Origin of the sequence: Neobacillus sp. DY30 (genome assembly GCF_030123065.1) — a bacterium.
GTDB lineage: Bacteria > Bacillota > Bacilli > Bacillales > Cytobacillaceae > Neobacillus.
In genome coordinates, this window is the sequence record NZ_CP126093.1 from 4,019,548 (window position 1) to 4,033,156 (window position 13,609).

Genomic DNA, 13,609 nt, shown 5'->3' on the forward strand with positions numbered 1-13,609 from the left:
AAATGCGGACTTTTTTTAATGATTTTTTTGATCATTTTTTAAAGCACTTGCCAATAATTCTTCAGAGAACTCAGCAAGTGCGGTGTTATTTAAATTAATATTATTTTTCGGTGTAAAGCTTTGGACCACATTCTGAAAGGGCTGTGCAATATTTTTTCGTTTTCCTCTTGTAAGACCAAAAACGGCAGCGCTAATTCCCACTCCGATCAGAGAAACCCACATAGTCCCTCTTCCCCTGCGCTTTTTACCAAACAAATTAAAAAACGGTTTTACCATATCTCTCATCCAAAGCACTCCTTTATTTAACATTAAATGGAAAGTAAAACATCCCTTCCATTAGCTTAATGTTTGTATTTAAAGAGAGAATATGATTGGTAAACTCCTGTTAAAATGTTATTTGTTTATATATTTCACATAATATGTTAAAGCTTTTTTATCCTTACCGGGCTCACCATAAGAATTGAAAGTAAAAGGGTAATGAATGCATTACTATACAGGAATAACCCCATAGAAGCCATTAGTAGTCCAGCTGCCGTTATAGGCAGTCCCATAAAATAACCTCTTGTTGGTTTCACATTAAATTTTGCCAACCGTAAAGCCCCCATAGTTGGAAATAACACAAATGCGATGGTTGTCAAAATGGACGGAGGTTCCAACGAGTAAAATAGTAGTGCAGGTGCAACACCTAGACTGACTATGTCGGCTAGAGAATCAAGTTCTACTCCGAATTCACTATTTACCTTCAATCTTCTCGCTAACCGTCCATCAAAAAAATCGAATATTGTAGATAAAAAAATAAACATGGCAGCCACCTGTAAGTATCCGTTCATATTAAAAGTTATCGAAAATACCCCTGATAATAAATTTCCAATCGTAAATAAATTTGGCATCGCTCTCACCAGATGGTTTATCAAGCAGCTCCCCCCTTTTTTGTGGCAATCCTTCTATCCACTGATGCTTCTTTAATATTCTGCACCAAATTTCTATTTGTGAATCTGAAATATGATATAGGTATTATAAATACCATTTCGTCAAAAGATAGTAGTGAAAGGGTGGTTGACAATGGACAAAACTTTGGGCTATTTACGTGAAATCTTATCAAATTACACTGATGACCATTCCGAGGGCAGACACTTATATCGAAAATTGTCTGAAGGGAATTTTTCAAATGAGGGTGATTTTGTAAGACATCTGACTCAAAAGGAAATTAACTTTTTAAATAACATGCTTCCTAGGGAAATTAACCATGCCAAAGAAGAACAAGATGAAAAACGAGCTCATGAATTGAATGAAGTATACGAACTCCTATTTTAGTTTTAACCCAGAGATGTTAGTTTTTTCCTAGCATCTCTGCTAAGGGAAATAATTCGAGTTCCTTTTTACATATTTCCTAGGTAAGCGCATACAACGACAAAACACGATGTTTTATCTTTCTTTTTCTTCAATAAACGACAGAAAGCGAGCGATTTCATAAGATCGCCCGCCTCCGCTGATAAATCTGCCTGCTTATTTTTCATTTTTCCTACTGGAGTTTTTAAGTCTCCCCGAGTCTTTTAGACCTTTTTTTATGATTATTTCTATTTGAGCATTTACACTACGGAGTTCATCATCCGCCCATTTTTCAAGCGCGTCGTAAATTTGCTGATCAATGCGCAATAGAAATCTTTTTTTCTCAGCCACTATACCACAACCTTAATAGATACTTCCTGTATTGATTATCGGCTGGCTTCCCTTTTCTGAAACTATCGCTACCATTAAATTGTTTACCATTTGCGCTTTTTTTTCCTCATCAAGCTCGACAATCCCCTCTGTACTCAATTGGTCAATCGCAGATTTTACCATTGATACAGCTCCCTCAACAATGACTTTTCTAGCAGCTAAAACTGCCTTAGCTTGTTGTCGTTGAAGCATTGCATGAGCAATCTCACTAGAATAGGCTAAGTGCATGATTCTAGCTTCGATAATTTCCACACCAGCCAGCTGAAGCCTATTCTGCAGGTCCTTCGTTAATTCTTCTGCAACCTCATCAGAATGCTGACGCAAAGAGATTTCATAATCATTATTAAAGTTATCATATGGATATTGACTTGCAATGTGGCGCAAACCCGTTTCACTTTGAGTATGCACGAATTCTTTATAATCTTCAACATCGAAAACCGCTTTTGCGGAATCAAACACCTTATAAACGACTACTGCAGCAATTTCAATTGGGTTACCCTCCAAGTCATTAACTTTTAATTTATCACTGTTGAAATTAATAACTCTAAGTGAGACATTTTTTCGAATTGTTAACGGAACAGACAACCAAAAGCCTTCCTCTTTGATGACCCCAAGATAACTTCCAAAAAGTGTAAAAACCTTTGCTTGATTTGGTTGAATAATCGTGAACCCTGATATTACAAGGACAGTTAAGATGAGGGTTATAAAAGCTCCAGCCAAAATAAGAAAATTCTCAGTCAATAAAAATTGCCTGAAACTAAATATCATTATTCCACCAAATATAAGAAAAAGAACAACACCAATTATCCCATTCACCTTTAACATTTCTTTTTCTTTCAAGTCAATCACTCCTTTGTAATATTCTATATCATTATGATATCACTTTAATATCAAAATAGATACAAAAAAACCGCCAAAACGGCAGTTTTCTTAATGTATATCTCTTTTCTTGAACCTGCCTCCGCGAACTTCCGCGATATCAGCAACGGCAAGGAATGCATTTTCATCATTCTCAGTAACGATTTCTTTTAATTTTGCTTCCTCTAGACGATTAATCACACAGAATATTACCTTCTTATGATCACCCGAGTAAGCACCTTCTCCATTTATATACGTAACGCCACGGCCAAGGCGGTTCATAATTGCCTGACCAATTTCTTGAGAATTGTCGCTAATAATCCAAACCGATTTGGATTCGTCTAAACCGGTAACGGTGATATCAATGGTTTTGTAAGCTACAAAGTAGGCAATCAACGAGTACATTGCCCGATCCCAGGAAAAAACAAAGCCTGCGCTTCCAAGAATAAATAAATTAAAAAACATGATAATTTCACCAACAGAGAAAGGAAGCTTTTTATTAAAAAGAATAGCAAGAATTTCAGTCCCATCCAGGGATCCTCCATAGCGGATGACCATCCCAACCCCAATTCCGAGAACGATTCCCCCAAAAACGGTTGCAAGTAAGATATCCTGAGTAAATGCAGGTACTGGATGAAGCAATGTGGTGCCAATTGATAGAATAATAATTCCATAAAGAGTGGATAAAGCGAAGGTTTTTCCAATTTGTTTATAACCGATATAGAAAAATGGGATATTAAGAAGAAAGATAAATAAACCTAATTTCCAACCAGTCAAATAGGAAAGCATAATCGATATACCTACAATGCCTCCATCAATAACATGATTGGGTACAAGAAAAATTTCCAACCCTATGGCCATTAATGCTGCACCAACTGTAATAAGCATAATTCTTTGAATAATCTTAGTAGTTGGCAATCCCCGGTGTTGAACTTTTTCCATGACCACTCTTTGTTGCTCATTTTCACTAATATTTGGAATTCCTGACATTATCTTGCCCCTTTCGGATAAATTTCTAATTCCATTATATCAGTAAATTGATAGTTTTTTGAATTTTTACTCATTTTTATTTCCCAGTTTTTTCATGTCGTTTACGAAATTTTCATGGAGCCAAGTGTCTTCCGTTCCTATCAAGAGAGTGCCTATATCAATAATTTGCTGTAATAAAACCATTGAAAGACAGTAAAGAAGCCGCCTCTATTGAGACAGCTTCTTGGGAATTTAACCTCTTAGGGGACCCAACCATGACATCAGCCAAAATGTCGCTTCATTCTTCCATTTAGTCATTTTACTGGTCTTAATAGAAGGTCTAAGCTTTAGCCAATGGGTGTTGTTCCGTTGAAGGAATTAATTCACATGAAATGTGATGGAATTCAAATTCCTTTAAAGAAACAAAACTTACTGGTATTACCGGGACTCATATCCTTTATTTGGGTCAGCTTCCTGGCAATGTAGGATTTGAATTGGTTTAAGGGTTAGATAACTATATTGATAAAGAGGCTTCATTTATCAACTATATTTATCTGCTAACTTAATCCATTCTCTTTAGTTGGGCTTCTTTTCAAAAACTAGGACCAAATAGAGTTTTTGCTTCTATTTGTCTCGGTTATTGGAATTTTGATTCTTCTTTTCTTCATTACTTTAGGTTTCTTCTCGAAAAGGAAGCTTCCATCATAATTTTAAGAAAAATCATTTTGGCTTTAGGGATTTACCTACGTACATTTTGAATAGGTAGATAAAGTTTACCTTACTCCCAGATCCAATAACTTTTGTCTTTGTTTTGAATAGTCAATTCACTCATTCACTAAATAGAATGTTTTGTCGAATTACACCTTTCCAATTCAAGTTACATCGCTCCACTTACCAAACATTGCAAATGGAAAACCTTTACTACTCGTTCACAAACGGAACGAACACGGATGGTTGAGTCTCCTAAGAAGTTAATTATTTATTTATCCTTTACATCTATAGTATAGCACCAGAAATATCCCTTTTACACATGGTGTTGTGACAAATTGGTGAATATTTCAAAATTACTAGACTATTATAAAAATTAACGGTATAACTATTAAATTATTTATTGTAATTTAACAATTATTTGATTACGCTAGAAACAGCAAAGGGGGAGAGAAATATGATTAGAAAATTGACGCAAAATGACCACGACATAGTCCTTTCTTTTTTAAGTGAAGAACCCTCCATCAATTTATTTATTATTGGAGATATAGAGGTTTTTGGCTATGATTCTGACTTCCAAGAAATCTGGGCTGAATTCAATAAACAGGGAGAAATCAAGGCTGTACTACTCAGATTCTATCAATCCTTTATCCCTTATGCAAAAGGCGAATTTAACGTTGGTGAGTTTGTATCAATTATGACCTCCTATCCAAGGCCGTTCTTCCTATCCGGTAAATCAGATATTGTTGAGAAATTCGAAGCATTCCAGGATCTTCAGCTTGGTACAAAGCAGGAAACTTATTTTGCGGAGTGTAAAAGTACTGAAAATCTTGGTGAAACTGATATAGAAATAAAAAAAGCCACACTTGATGACATTGACCGCATTTTATCTATCCGCAGATCAATTGATGAATTTCAAATTAGAGAAGATGCGGCTGAAATGTTACAAACTTCGATGCAAACCAATACTGCTAGAAGCTACTTCACCGAAGATAGCGGACAGATGACAGCATGTGTTTCTACGACAGCTGAAAATTCCATTTCTGCTATGATTGTAGGTGTTTGTACCCGGAAGGAATATCGCCGCAAAGGATTAGCAACAGCAATTATGCAAAAGCTTTTTAAAGATGTGTTAAATGAAGGTAAAGTTCTATGCTTATTTTATGATAATCCTGAGGCTGGCCGAATCTATAAACGGCTTGGATTTAAGGATATTGGAAAGTGGACGATGTACAGATAAAATATGCAAAAACTCCTTATATTAATTTAGGAGTTTTTTGTTATTTCAATTTACCGTTAGGGAACATTAGCAGTATCACTATGTTTGAAAGGAAGTCTGCTTTTGTTTGAATCCGTAAAAAAACACACTAAACCCTTTGAGTCGGTGGATGACCTTAATCCTCTGTTAGATGCGATTGGTGATGCCAAGTATGTTCTTCTCGGTGAATCTTCCCATGGTACTTCGGAATTTTATACAATTCGTGCTGAACTCACAAAAAGGTTAATCAAGGAAAAAGGATTTTCAGTTATTGCTGTTGAAGGAGACTGGCCATCTTGTCAAAGCATTAATCGTTATATAAAAAACATTGGATCACATACCGATGTTAGAAGTGCTCTTGAAAGTTTTAATCGCTGGCCAACATGGATGTGGGCGAATGAAGAGATAATTGATTTGGTAGACTGGTTAAAAAATTTTAATCAACAAACAAAACGTAAGAATAAAGTGGGTTTTTATGGACTGGATGTTTATAGCCTTTGGGAGAGTATGGACGAAATCATAAAATATTTTGAGCGGACTGGTAATTCGGGCCTCAAACAAGCAAGAAATGCCTTCAACTGTTTTGAACCTTATAATCGAAATAATGAATCCTACGCCGTTTCGGCAGGGTATTTATCAGAAAACTGTATTAAAGAAGCTGTCGCTCTTCTTCATTCCATTCAGAAAAACAAGTGGAAATATGATGATGAAGAAGAAAACAGTTTAAATATGGAAGTGAATGCACTTGTTACGGTTAATGCAGAAGAATATTACCGGACAATGGTCCAAAGCGATTCAAAATCTTGGAATGTAAGAGACATCCACATGGTGGAAGCTTTGAACTCGGTTATGAAGTATTATGGTGAGGGCGCAAAAGTAATCATCTGGGAACACAATACGCATGTAGGCGACGCCCGTGCCACTGATATGAAAGAGGCTGGAATGGTAAATGTCGGCCAATTAATAAGAGAGCAAAATTATCCAGAAGATGTATACATTGTTGGCTTTGGAACAAACAGTGGAACCGTGATTGCTTCCACCGAATGGGGAGTAGACTTTCGGGTTACGAATGTTCCAGAGGCGCAAGCTGGAAGCTGGGAAAACCTCATGCATAAAGCAGGGGCATTTAACCAATATCTTTTGTTTAACGAGGAAAATCGTGGAGAATTTAATCAAACAATTGGTCACCGAGCTATTGGTGTTGTGTACAGGCCGGAATATGAGCAATATGGAAATTATGTTCCATCTGTCATGAGCAGCCGGTATGATGGATTTATCTTTATAGATAAAACACATGCATTACATCCCCTTGAATTAGGAAGTCTTATTTATTAAAAATTTGTTTAGAACCTGTTTACATATGTAGGGAAAAAAAATGAATAATACTAATAGGGTTGGTGTCCCTGCCAACCCTATTAGTGTTCGTAAGAGAGAGGTAATGTTCATGTCCAATGCTGCAAATATCAAGCAATGCCTAGTAAATTTGAAGGGAATTGAAGCACAATTATCTTCCCTTGCGTTAAATTCACTAGATCCTAGTGCCCAAGAAGTATTCCATCAATCCATGTTAACCATCACTTCCGTAAAAAAAGATTTGCAATTACGAATCTTGGAACTAGATCGACTTAACCTTTAAATATAAATGTTGTAATTAAGAGGTGAAGAAATTTGGCTAGCTGGCCGGAAACAATTGTTCGTTCCTTTATCTTTTTAGCTCTTTTATTTTTTATGACAAAATTCCTTGGTAAAAAGCAACTCTCTGAACTGTCTTTTTTTGAGTATGTTTCTGGAATAACCATCGGCAGTATTGCCGGCGAGGCAATTGCTGGCCTAGAGAAAAATATGTTTCAGGGTATGATGGCTATTACCATTTTTACCTTTGCAACACTTTTTGCTGACCTACTAGCATTAAAGAGTAAAACCTTCAGGGACTTTATAGAAGGAAAAGGCACGGTTTTAATCAAGGATGGTAAGGTCCTTGAAGAAAATTTAAAGAAGGAAAAATATTCGATTGATGAATTGTCAGCCCTTCTTCGCCAGAAAGATATTTATCGCGTCGCCGATGTTGAATTTGCTGTATTGGAACCACGGGGAAACCTTAGTGCTTTATTGAAAAAAGAAAATCGCCCATTGACACCTAAAGACTTGAACATGAAAGTAGCTAATGAAAAAGCACCCCAAACAATCATAATGGACGGCAGTATTTTGGATGTACCCTTGAGTGCCTCTGGAAAGAGTAGAGGTTGGCTTAAGACAGAGTTAGAAAAGCTTGGGATTACTGTTGAAAATGTATTTATCGGGCAGGTTGATTCATACGGAGAATTAACCGTCGATGTATATGATGACAAATTGCAAATACCTTCTCCTAACCAGCGTCCACTTTTATTATCATCCCTAAAAAAAACACAGGTTGATTTAGAGATATTTGCGCTAGAGACGAAAGACGAAACCTCCAAAGTCGTTTATCAAAAAAATGCAAATCTCGTGCAGGAGACAATTGAAAAACTAACACCCTATCTTACTAGTTAAACATCTACTATAAAGCCTAATCCATACAACTGATTGGGCTTTGTTACGTTATGCATGGATTTTCTTCACATTAGGAATATCGCTTTTATGCGACACATAGCTGTGAAGTATCATTCCTCCCATAACCAGCAATATCCCAGTCCATGAAATTATCGATGGCAAAGCTGCGTTCAACCAGGTTAGCTCTCCGATGACGGTAAACAATACCGAAATCGACTGCGTTGCTTCCACATTCCCAAGTTTTTGCATATTTCCTCTAACAAGATCTGTTGCTTGAAAAAATAAAATAGTTGCAATCACCCCAGATGTAATTGCAATGATTCCAGATTGGACAGATTGGCCAATGCTTGGCGGGCCCACGGTAAACAAGCCATAAATAGCTAAAACGATCCATAGCGGCATACTTGCCAGTGTCATTCCTAATACACGTTGAAAAACATCCAGCCTCCCTCCGCACACATCCATCATCTTTCTATTGCCTAGAGGATAGGCAAATGACGCGATGATGACAGGGATAACGCCTGCGAAAACTTCCCTCAAACGAAGAGAATCTGCCTGCTCCATCTGCATTAAAATAATCCCCAGCAAAATAATCGACGACATAGCCATGCCTTTCATAGGTATTCTTCCCTTTATCTTGACTGGACCATTAGGAGTCATGACGGTCTCTAAAAATAACGGCGCCAGAAGGGAGCCAGAAATGATTGTAATCTGCCAGCTGGAAGCAATGAGCCAGCCGGGCGCATAGGCGGCTGAAAAACATATCGGTCCGTAAAATAGACCAAATCCTATAAAACTCCATAATAGCCATGCACGCAAGTTTTTTCTCATTTCTACAAATAAAGGCTTAAGGTTTTTCCTCCCGTAAACTAGAAGCAGCAGGAAAGGAATCATAAAGAAGTAACGAAGTGAAGCACTCCAAATCCAGCTCCCCCCTTCTAGCTCCATGGATCGATTGATGATAAACGTAAAAGCAAAAAAGAAGGCAGCCATAGTACCCAGGAACATTGGACGCATTTAACTCTATTCCCCTCCATTCTAATCTTGAATTCTAAGTAACATGATTTATCGTTTTACGAAAAGTGCATATGTTAAAAATCTTCAGCATAAATTATTTTGTCGTTCAAAAGTCTTGAAACTTCTCGAGAACATATCCGTATAGTTGAATGGCAAGTAAAATATTGGGGTAAGCGGGGTTGATACGATGTTTGGGAAAGTAGCAGCAGATATATTAGGATTAAGTGATGTCGGTTCGGTCATTAAACCAGAAAACTATGATAAGGTTGATTCTGATGATTATGTTATGCATGAAGATAACGAAAGGATTTATTTTTTAATAAAATCAAAATCAGATGAATATTGTTTCACCAATAATGCCCTCATTCATCTTGACGGAACAAGTGCAACAAGTAAAAAGAGGATGCTTCATCGCTATAGTTATGCCACAAATCGAATCTCAGATGTTAAGCTGGAAACAGCGGGAACGGTCGACCTCGATATCGAAATTAAATTTAAAATCGGATCACAGCCATTCTCTATTGACGTTCATAAAAAACATATAGAAGAAGTGAAAGATTTATACAAGGCACTGATTAAAATATCAGAAATCACACATGACAATGAAATTTCACTTCGATATGCAAAAGAAAGCCTAGATATCGCGTCAACCACATTAGGCCGAGTTAATAGTTCTGATAACAACTTGGTCGTTCAATTTAAAATGCTAAACCAAGCAGCCTTCCAATGGTTGGAGGATAGCAAAAAGCAATATAGTGTTAAAGACTTTGGCTATGTATTTGAAAAATATATTAATAATTAAAAGATATCAGTACCTCTTTTCATAGAGGTATTGATATACAAAAAAAACAGACCTAAAAAGGTCTGTTTTTTTTCACGCTATGTGATTAAGCTTTGTTTACGTTAGCAGCTTGAGGTCCACGAGCGCCTTGCTCAACAGTGAAAGTTACTGATTGACCTTCTTCAAGAGTTTTAAAGCCTTCGCCTTGGATTGCTGAAAAGTGAACGAATACATCTTCTCCGCCTTCGCGCTCGATGAATCCGAAACCTTTTTCTGCGTTAAACCATTTTACTTTACCGTTTTCCATATTTGTTGCCTCCTAGTGTGTAATCCCACACATTGTATTACTATTCTTGCTCTTTAAAGATCCAGGCGAAAAGCAATAACTTATTCTTCCCTTTACTACCGAACAAAAATAATTCTTCATAATCATACCAAAGAAAGAAAAATTAAGCAAGGTCTCGTCCATTTTTTTCCCTTTTTTATGCTTGCATAAACCTCTTACAGACTGGTCAAGTTATTAAAAATGTCACTAGGGTGATTACCCTAGTGACGTAATAGAAGAACTTAAATTTTTTCTTCTAGTTCCCAGTCGTATAAATCCTCGATCTGGCAATTTAATTCTTTAGAAATTGTCATTGCTGCACTTAGATTCATTACTTTCTTGGACATATACCCGTTCAGTTGTTCTAAAGGAATGTCGGTACTCTTTTGCAATCCTTCGAGGTTCATGCTGTTTTTTGATAATAATTCCTTGAGGTTGCTTTTTTTTGCTTTATAATTTGACAAAATGACACCTCACTTTTTAAATAGTGTAACACAATGAAAATGTAAATGAAAGGAATATCATTTTTCATATGAAAAAGCTTCATTAATTCGAAACAAGCAGCTGAACAAAGAATGTGTTATAATTAAAGTTGATGAAAAAAAGGGGTGTTGATTTGAGAAATTCAACTAACAGATTCAATAGCGGGCAAACTGTGAAACTTAAAGACACTGGCGAAGAAGTAACGATTTTAAAATGGCAGTATGTCAAAAACATGAAAAGATATTCTTACATTGTTAAGGAACATCCCGGTACATTTTTTTTCGAGGAAGAATTTCAAACTCAATAGATGAATGAAAAAAGACCAAATCCCATGGATTGGTCTTCTTTTAATACTTCTAAAATTCTGCATTACCAGTTGTTCTTGGGAATGGGATAACATCTCTGATGTTGGACATTCCAGTAAGGTACATAATTAAGCGTTCAAAGCCTAGACCGTAGCCGGAGTGTTTTGTACTACCGTATTTTCTAAGCTCCAGGTACCACCAATAATCTTCTTCATTCATACCAAGATCGTTAATTTTTCCAGCAAGAATGTCTTCGCGTTCTTCACGCTGACTTCCGCCGATTAATTCCCCAATTCCCGGTACTAGTAAATCAGTTGCGGCAACTGTCTTATTGTCTTCATTCAATCTCATATAAAAGGCTTTGATTTCCTTCGGGTAATCTGTTACAAAGACTGGTTTTTTGAATACTTTCTCGCATAGATAGCGCTCATGTTCTGTTTGAAGATCTAGTCCCCATTCAACTGGGTAAGCAAAGTTTTCGCCTGATTCCTTCAATAGATTAATGGCTTCTGTATAAGTCACACGGCCAAAACTGGAAGTATGGGCATTATCTAGGCGGTCTAGTAAGCCTTTTTCGATAAAACTATTAAAGAAATTCATTTCTTCTGGAGCATGCTCAAGGACATAGCCAATTACATACTTAACCATGTCTTCAGCTAAGTCCATGATATCAGGAAGCTCAGCAAAAGCTAATTCCGGCTCAATCATCCAGAATTCAGCAGCATGTCTCGCTGTATTTGAATTCTCCGCTCTAAAGGTAGGACCAAATGTATAAACATTCCGGAATGCTAAGGCAAAAGCCTCAGCAGACAACTGGCCGCTTACTGTAAGATTGGTTTCTTTATTAAAGAAATCCTTCGTTAAATCCGTTTTCCCCTCATCATTCTTAGGAGGGTTATCGATATCCAGTGTGGTAACACGGAACATTTCGCCCGCGCCCTCTGTATCACTTCCAGTGATAATTGGTGAATGGACATAAACGAATCCTTTGTCTTGGAAGAATTTATGAATCGCATAGGAAGCTAAAGACCTAATACGAAACACAGCAGAAAATGTATTCGTCCGCGGTCTTAAATGCGCGATGGTTCTTAAATACTCAAATGAATGCTTCTTTTTTTGTAATGGATAGTCGCTATTTGAAAGACCCTCAATAGAAATATGAGTCGCTTTAATTTCAAATGGCTGTTTGGCTTGAGGAGTATGGATGAAATCTCCTTCAACTTTAATTGATGAACTAATTGGGAGTTTTGCAATTTCCTTAAAATTTTCAAGCTGTTCGTCAAAAACAATCTGAACTCCTTTAAAGAAGCTGCCATCATTCAACTCAATAAAACCAAAGGTTTTCGAATCACGAATCGTACGAATCCAGCCTGACAATTGAACCTTCTCGTCTATGTAGCTTTCTGTATTTCTGTACAAATCCTTAATTAAGGCTTGTTTCATTAAAATACAACCTCCAACTCTTATGTAAAAATAAAAATCCTCCCGCCCATGGGACGCAAGGTAATTTTCCAGAATATCATTGTTTCTTTAATCCCTCCAATATTATATAAAACTCCCGCTAAATAAGCAATATTCTACAATAATCATGTTAGTCTCATATTTTTTCAGAATATTAGCAGGATTATTACTAAGGATAGTCGAATTTATAAACAAATGTTCGATTCTTGATATAAAAAAGGAGTGTTGATGATGGATAAAGTTACTTGTATTGCTTTTCTCCTGTATCATTCTTCTACCAGTCAAGACATCCGGGAAAAAGCCATTCAATTATTGAATGGCGATGTATCGATCAGGGATTTAAAAAGAAATGCTTCGCTTCACCCACACTTAGTACTGGCAGAATCTATGTTAAGAAAGAATAATGTCGACAAAATTCAGGTTCAGAAGTTTGCCGAGGAATTCTTATTACTAGAGGTTTAAGCCTCCTTCGGGAAGTTTTTTTCATAAACGAAAATTTCCTTGCCATTTTCGCTTAAAGCTGTTTTAATATAAAGAAATCCTAAAGATTCCCAAAAATGTTTCGCCTTCACATTTTCTTTTATAACACCTAGACGAACTCGATCTAAACCTCGTTTACGCATTTCACTTTCATATAATGCATATGCCTGTGCACCAAAACCAAATCCTTGATAATCACGATGAATCATTAATAGTCCCAGCCATGGGCATTGATCTTTTGGATTTTCCATTAAGTAATCCATAACCCCAATATAGGTTTCATCGAGCTTAATAAAAACACTAATGGTTTCAGGATTCAAAAACTCTTTTTCTATATCTGCAAGCTCCCTTAGGGCATTGCCATTTTCAACAAGATTGTAATATGGATTTGAATTAATCATCTCAAGCGCAATATAAAGCGTTTCTTTTGTAATCTCTTCAAAATGAACTGACATCATTTGACCTCCTATCTAAACGAATAAAACCATTTTAGCAATAGTTCCTAAAATGCATCCAAATTTTCAAAAACTATAATGAGAAAGGTGATACAATGCTTCAAGTAAATGTAAAAGTAACTTATGAAGGAAAAGACTACTTAACTAATGTTTTAGCAAATCCTAACACGCCAGAAGAAGAAATTTATCGCCTAGCTTTTGAACAAGTGGAAAAACAATGGAAAAATAGCTAATTGGATTAAAACAGCGACCAACTTTTGG

At 36.4% G+C, this 13,609-nt stretch carries 19 protein-coding genes; 9 read left to right on the plus strand and 10 right to left on the minus strand.

The window, feature by feature from the left end; all coding sequences use genetic code 11:
• Window positions 1-15: 15 nt before the first annotated feature.
• Both QNH29_RS19640 and pssA read right to left on the minus strand, forming a co-directional pair.
• Window positions 16-285: a hypothetical protein gene (locus QNH29_RS19640; protein WP_283861015.1), complete on the minus strand. Its 270-nt coding sequence runs from the start codon at window positions 283-285 to the stop codon at window positions 16-18.
• A gap of 137 nt (window positions 286-422) precedes the next feature.
• Window positions 423-914, minus strand: a complete 492-nt coding sequence (gene pssA / locus QNH29_RS19645) for a CDP-diacylglycerol--serine O-phosphatidyltransferase (protein ID WP_283861016.1) — start codon at window positions 912-914, stop codon at window positions 423-425.
• A 148-nt stretch (window positions 915-1,062) separates the two neighbouring features.
• Here pssA and QNH29_RS19650 point away from each other — a divergent pair, with 148 nt between their 5' ends.
• The gene (locus tag QNH29_RS19650) at window positions 1,063-1,314 is read left to right on the plus strand and encodes a sigma-G-dependent sporulation-specific acid-soluble spore protein CsgA (RefSeq protein WP_283861017.1); all 252 of its coding nucleotides are present in this window, start codon (window positions 1,063-1,065) and stop codon (window positions 1,312-1,314) included.
• Between the two features lie 192 nt (window positions 1,315-1,506).
• On the opposite strand, the gene QNH29_RS19655 is transcribed toward QNH29_RS19650, so the two are convergent.
• The 3 genes from QNH29_RS19655 to QNH29_RS19665 form a co-directional block, all read right to left on the minus strand.
• Window positions 1,507-1,680 carry a type II toxin-antitoxin system antitoxin gene (locus QNH29_RS19655; protein WP_283861018.1) on the minus strand — a complete coding sequence of 58 codons (174 nt, stop codon included), beginning with the start codon at window positions 1,678-1,680 and terminating at the stop codon, window positions 1,507-1,509.
• Between the two features lie 12 nt (window positions 1,681-1,692).
• Complete coding sequence (locus QNH29_RS19660) at window positions 1,693-2,559, minus strand: SPFH domain-containing protein (RefSeq protein ID WP_283861019.1); 867 nt, start codon at window positions 2,557-2,559, stop codon at window positions 1,693-1,695.
• A gap of 90 nt (window positions 2,560-2,649) precedes the next feature.
• Window positions 2,650-3,519, minus strand: coding sequence for a YitT family protein (locus tag QNH29_RS19665; protein WP_349654912.1), 870 nt, complete (start codon window positions 3,517-3,519; stop codon window positions 2,650-2,652).
• A gap of 1,192 nt (window positions 3,520-4,711) precedes the next feature.
• On the opposite strand from QNH29_RS19665, the gene QNH29_RS19670 reads away from it, so the two are divergent.
• The 4 genes from QNH29_RS19670 to QNH29_RS19685 all read left to right on the plus strand — a co-directional run bounded on the left by QNH29_RS19670 (window position 4,712) and on the right by QNH29_RS19685 (window position 8,041).
• Window positions 4,712-5,494 carry a GNAT family N-acetyltransferase gene (locus tag QNH29_RS19670; RefSeq protein ID WP_283861021.1) on the plus strand — a complete coding sequence of 261 codons (783 nt, stop codon included), beginning with the start codon at window positions 4,712-4,714 and terminating at the stop codon, window positions 5,492-5,494.
• Between the two features lie 102 nt (window positions 5,495-5,596).
• On the plus strand, window positions 5,597-6,847 hold the full coding sequence (locus tag QNH29_RS19675; RefSeq protein ID WP_481858742.1) for an erythromycin esterase family protein: 1,251 nt from the start codon (window positions 5,597-5,599) through the stop codon (window positions 6,845-6,847).
• A 40-nt stretch (window positions 6,848-6,887) separates the two neighbouring features.
• Window positions 6,888-7,148: a DUF1657 domain-containing protein gene (locus tag QNH29_RS19680; protein WP_283861022.1), complete on the plus strand. Its 261-nt coding sequence runs from the start codon at window positions 6,888-6,890 to the stop codon at window positions 7,146-7,148.
• A gap of 32 nt (window positions 7,149-7,180) precedes the next feature.
• Complete coding sequence (locus QNH29_RS19685; protein ID WP_283861023.1) at window positions 7,181-8,041, plus strand: DUF421 domain-containing protein; 861 nt, start codon at window positions 7,181-7,183, stop codon at window positions 8,039-8,041.
• 48 nt (window positions 8,042-8,089) lie between these two features.
• On the opposite strand, the gene QNH29_RS19690 is transcribed toward QNH29_RS19685, so the two are convergent.
• Window positions 8,090-9,058 carry a DMT family transporter gene (locus tag QNH29_RS19690; RefSeq protein WP_283861024.1) on the minus strand — a complete coding sequence of 323 codons (969 nt, stop codon included), beginning with the start codon at window positions 9,056-9,058 and terminating at the stop codon, window positions 8,090-8,092.
• Between the two features lie 187 nt (window positions 9,059-9,245).
• Here QNH29_RS19690 and QNH29_RS19695 point away from each other — a divergent pair, with 187 nt between their 5' ends.
• Complete coding sequence (locus QNH29_RS19695) at window positions 9,246-9,860, plus strand: PH domain-containing protein (RefSeq protein WP_283861025.1); 615 nt, start codon at window positions 9,246-9,248, stop codon at window positions 9,858-9,860.
• An 85-nt stretch (window positions 9,861-9,945) separates the two neighbouring features.
• On the opposite strand, the gene QNH29_RS19700 is transcribed toward QNH29_RS19695, so the two are convergent.
• Both QNH29_RS19700 and QNH29_RS19705 read right to left on the minus strand, forming a co-directional pair.
• A complete protein-coding gene (locus tag QNH29_RS19700; protein WP_283861026.1) occupies window positions 9,946-10,146 on the minus strand; it encodes a cold-shock protein in 201 nt (66 codons plus the stop codon).
• A 260-nt stretch (window positions 10,147-10,406) separates the two neighbouring features.
• On the minus strand, window positions 10,407-10,628 hold the full coding sequence (locus QNH29_RS19705; protein WP_283861027.1) for a helix-turn-helix domain-containing protein: 222 nt from the start codon (window positions 10,626-10,628) through the stop codon (window positions 10,407-10,409).
• Between the two features lie 152 nt (window positions 10,629-10,780).
• Between QNH29_RS19705 and QNH29_RS19710 the strand changes: the two genes are divergently transcribed.
• A complete protein-coding gene (locus tag QNH29_RS19710) occupies window positions 10,781-10,954 on the plus strand; it encodes a hypothetical protein (RefSeq protein WP_283861028.1) in 174 nt (57 codons plus the stop codon).
• A gap of 49 nt (window positions 10,955-11,003) precedes the next feature.
• Here QNH29_RS19710 and asnS read toward each other — a convergent pair whose 3' ends face one another.
• Window positions 11,004-12,395: an asparagine--tRNA ligase gene (asnS, locus tag QNH29_RS19715; RefSeq protein WP_283861029.1), complete on the minus strand. Its 1,392-nt coding sequence runs from the start codon at window positions 12,393-12,395 to the stop codon at window positions 11,004-11,006.
• 246 nt (window positions 12,396-12,641) lie between these two features.
• On the opposite strand from asnS, the gene QNH29_RS19720 reads away from it, so the two are divergent.
• Window positions 12,642-12,875, plus strand: a complete 234-nt coding sequence (locus tag QNH29_RS19720; protein ID WP_283861030.1) for a hypothetical protein — start codon at window positions 12,642-12,644, stop codon at window positions 12,873-12,875.
• Here the strand turns inward: QNH29_RS19720 and QNH29_RS19725 are convergent.
• A complete protein-coding gene (locus QNH29_RS19725; RefSeq protein ID WP_283861031.1) occupies window positions 12,872-13,351 on the minus strand; it encodes a GNAT family N-acetyltransferase in 480 nt (159 codons plus the stop codon). The genes QNH29_RS19720 and QNH29_RS19725 overlap by 4 nt on opposite strands.
• A gap of 92 nt (window positions 13,352-13,443) precedes the next feature.
• Here QNH29_RS19725 and QNH29_RS19730 point away from each other — a divergent pair, with 92 nt between their 5' ends.
• Window positions 13,444-13,581: a BA3454 family stress response protein gene (locus QNH29_RS19730; protein WP_283861032.1), complete on the plus strand. Its 138-nt coding sequence runs from the start codon at window positions 13,444-13,446 to the stop codon at window positions 13,579-13,581.
• The last annotated feature ends 28 nt before the right edge of the window (window positions 13,582-13,609 follow it).

Coding starts and splice junctions, on each gene's coding strand:
- QNH29_RS19695 (WP_283861025.1), top strand. CDS start 9,246: ATGTTTGGGAAAGTAGCAGCAGATATATTAGGATTAAGTGATGTCGGT.
- QNH29_RS19680 (WP_283861022.1), top strand. CDS start 6,888: ATGAATAATACTAATAGGGTTGGTGTCCCTGCCAACCCTATTAGTGTT.
- QNH29_RS19730 (WP_283861032.1), top strand. CDS start 13,444: ATGCTTCAAGTAAATGTAAAAGTAACTTATGAAGGAAAAGACTACTTA.
- QNH29_RS19725 (WP_283861031.1), bottom strand. CDS start 13,351: ATGATGTCAGTTCATTTTGAAGAGATTACAAAAGAAACGCTTTATATT.
- QNH29_RS19640 (WP_283861015.1), bottom strand. CDS start 285: ATGAGAGATATGGTAAAACCGTTTTTTAATTTGTTTGGTAAAAAGCGC.
- QNH29_RS19700 (WP_283861026.1), bottom strand. CDS start 10,146: ATGGAAAACGGTAAAGTAAAATGGTTTAACGCAGAAAAAGGTTTCGGA.
- asnS (WP_283861029.1), bottom strand. CDS start 12,395: ATGAAACAAGCCTTAATTAAGGATTTGTACAGAAATACAGAAAGCTAC.
- QNH29_RS19690 (WP_283861024.1), bottom strand. CDS start 9,058: ATGCGTCCAATGTTCCTGGGTACTATGGCTGCCTTCTTTTTTGCTTTT.
- QNH29_RS19720 (WP_283861030.1), top strand. CDS start 12,642: ATGATGGATAAAGTTACTTGTATTGCTTTTCTCCTGTATCATTCTTCT.
- QNH29_RS19650 (WP_283861017.1), top strand. CDS start 1,063: ATGGACAAAACTTTGGGCTATTTACGTGAAATCTTATCAAATTACACT.
- QNH29_RS19665 (WP_349654912.1), bottom strand. CDS start 3,519: ATGGAAAAAGTTCAACACCGGGGATTGCCAACTACTAAGATTATTCAA.
- QNH29_RS19670 (WP_283861021.1), top strand. CDS start 4,712: ATGATTAGAAAATTGACGCAAAATGACCACGACATAGTCCTTTCTTTT.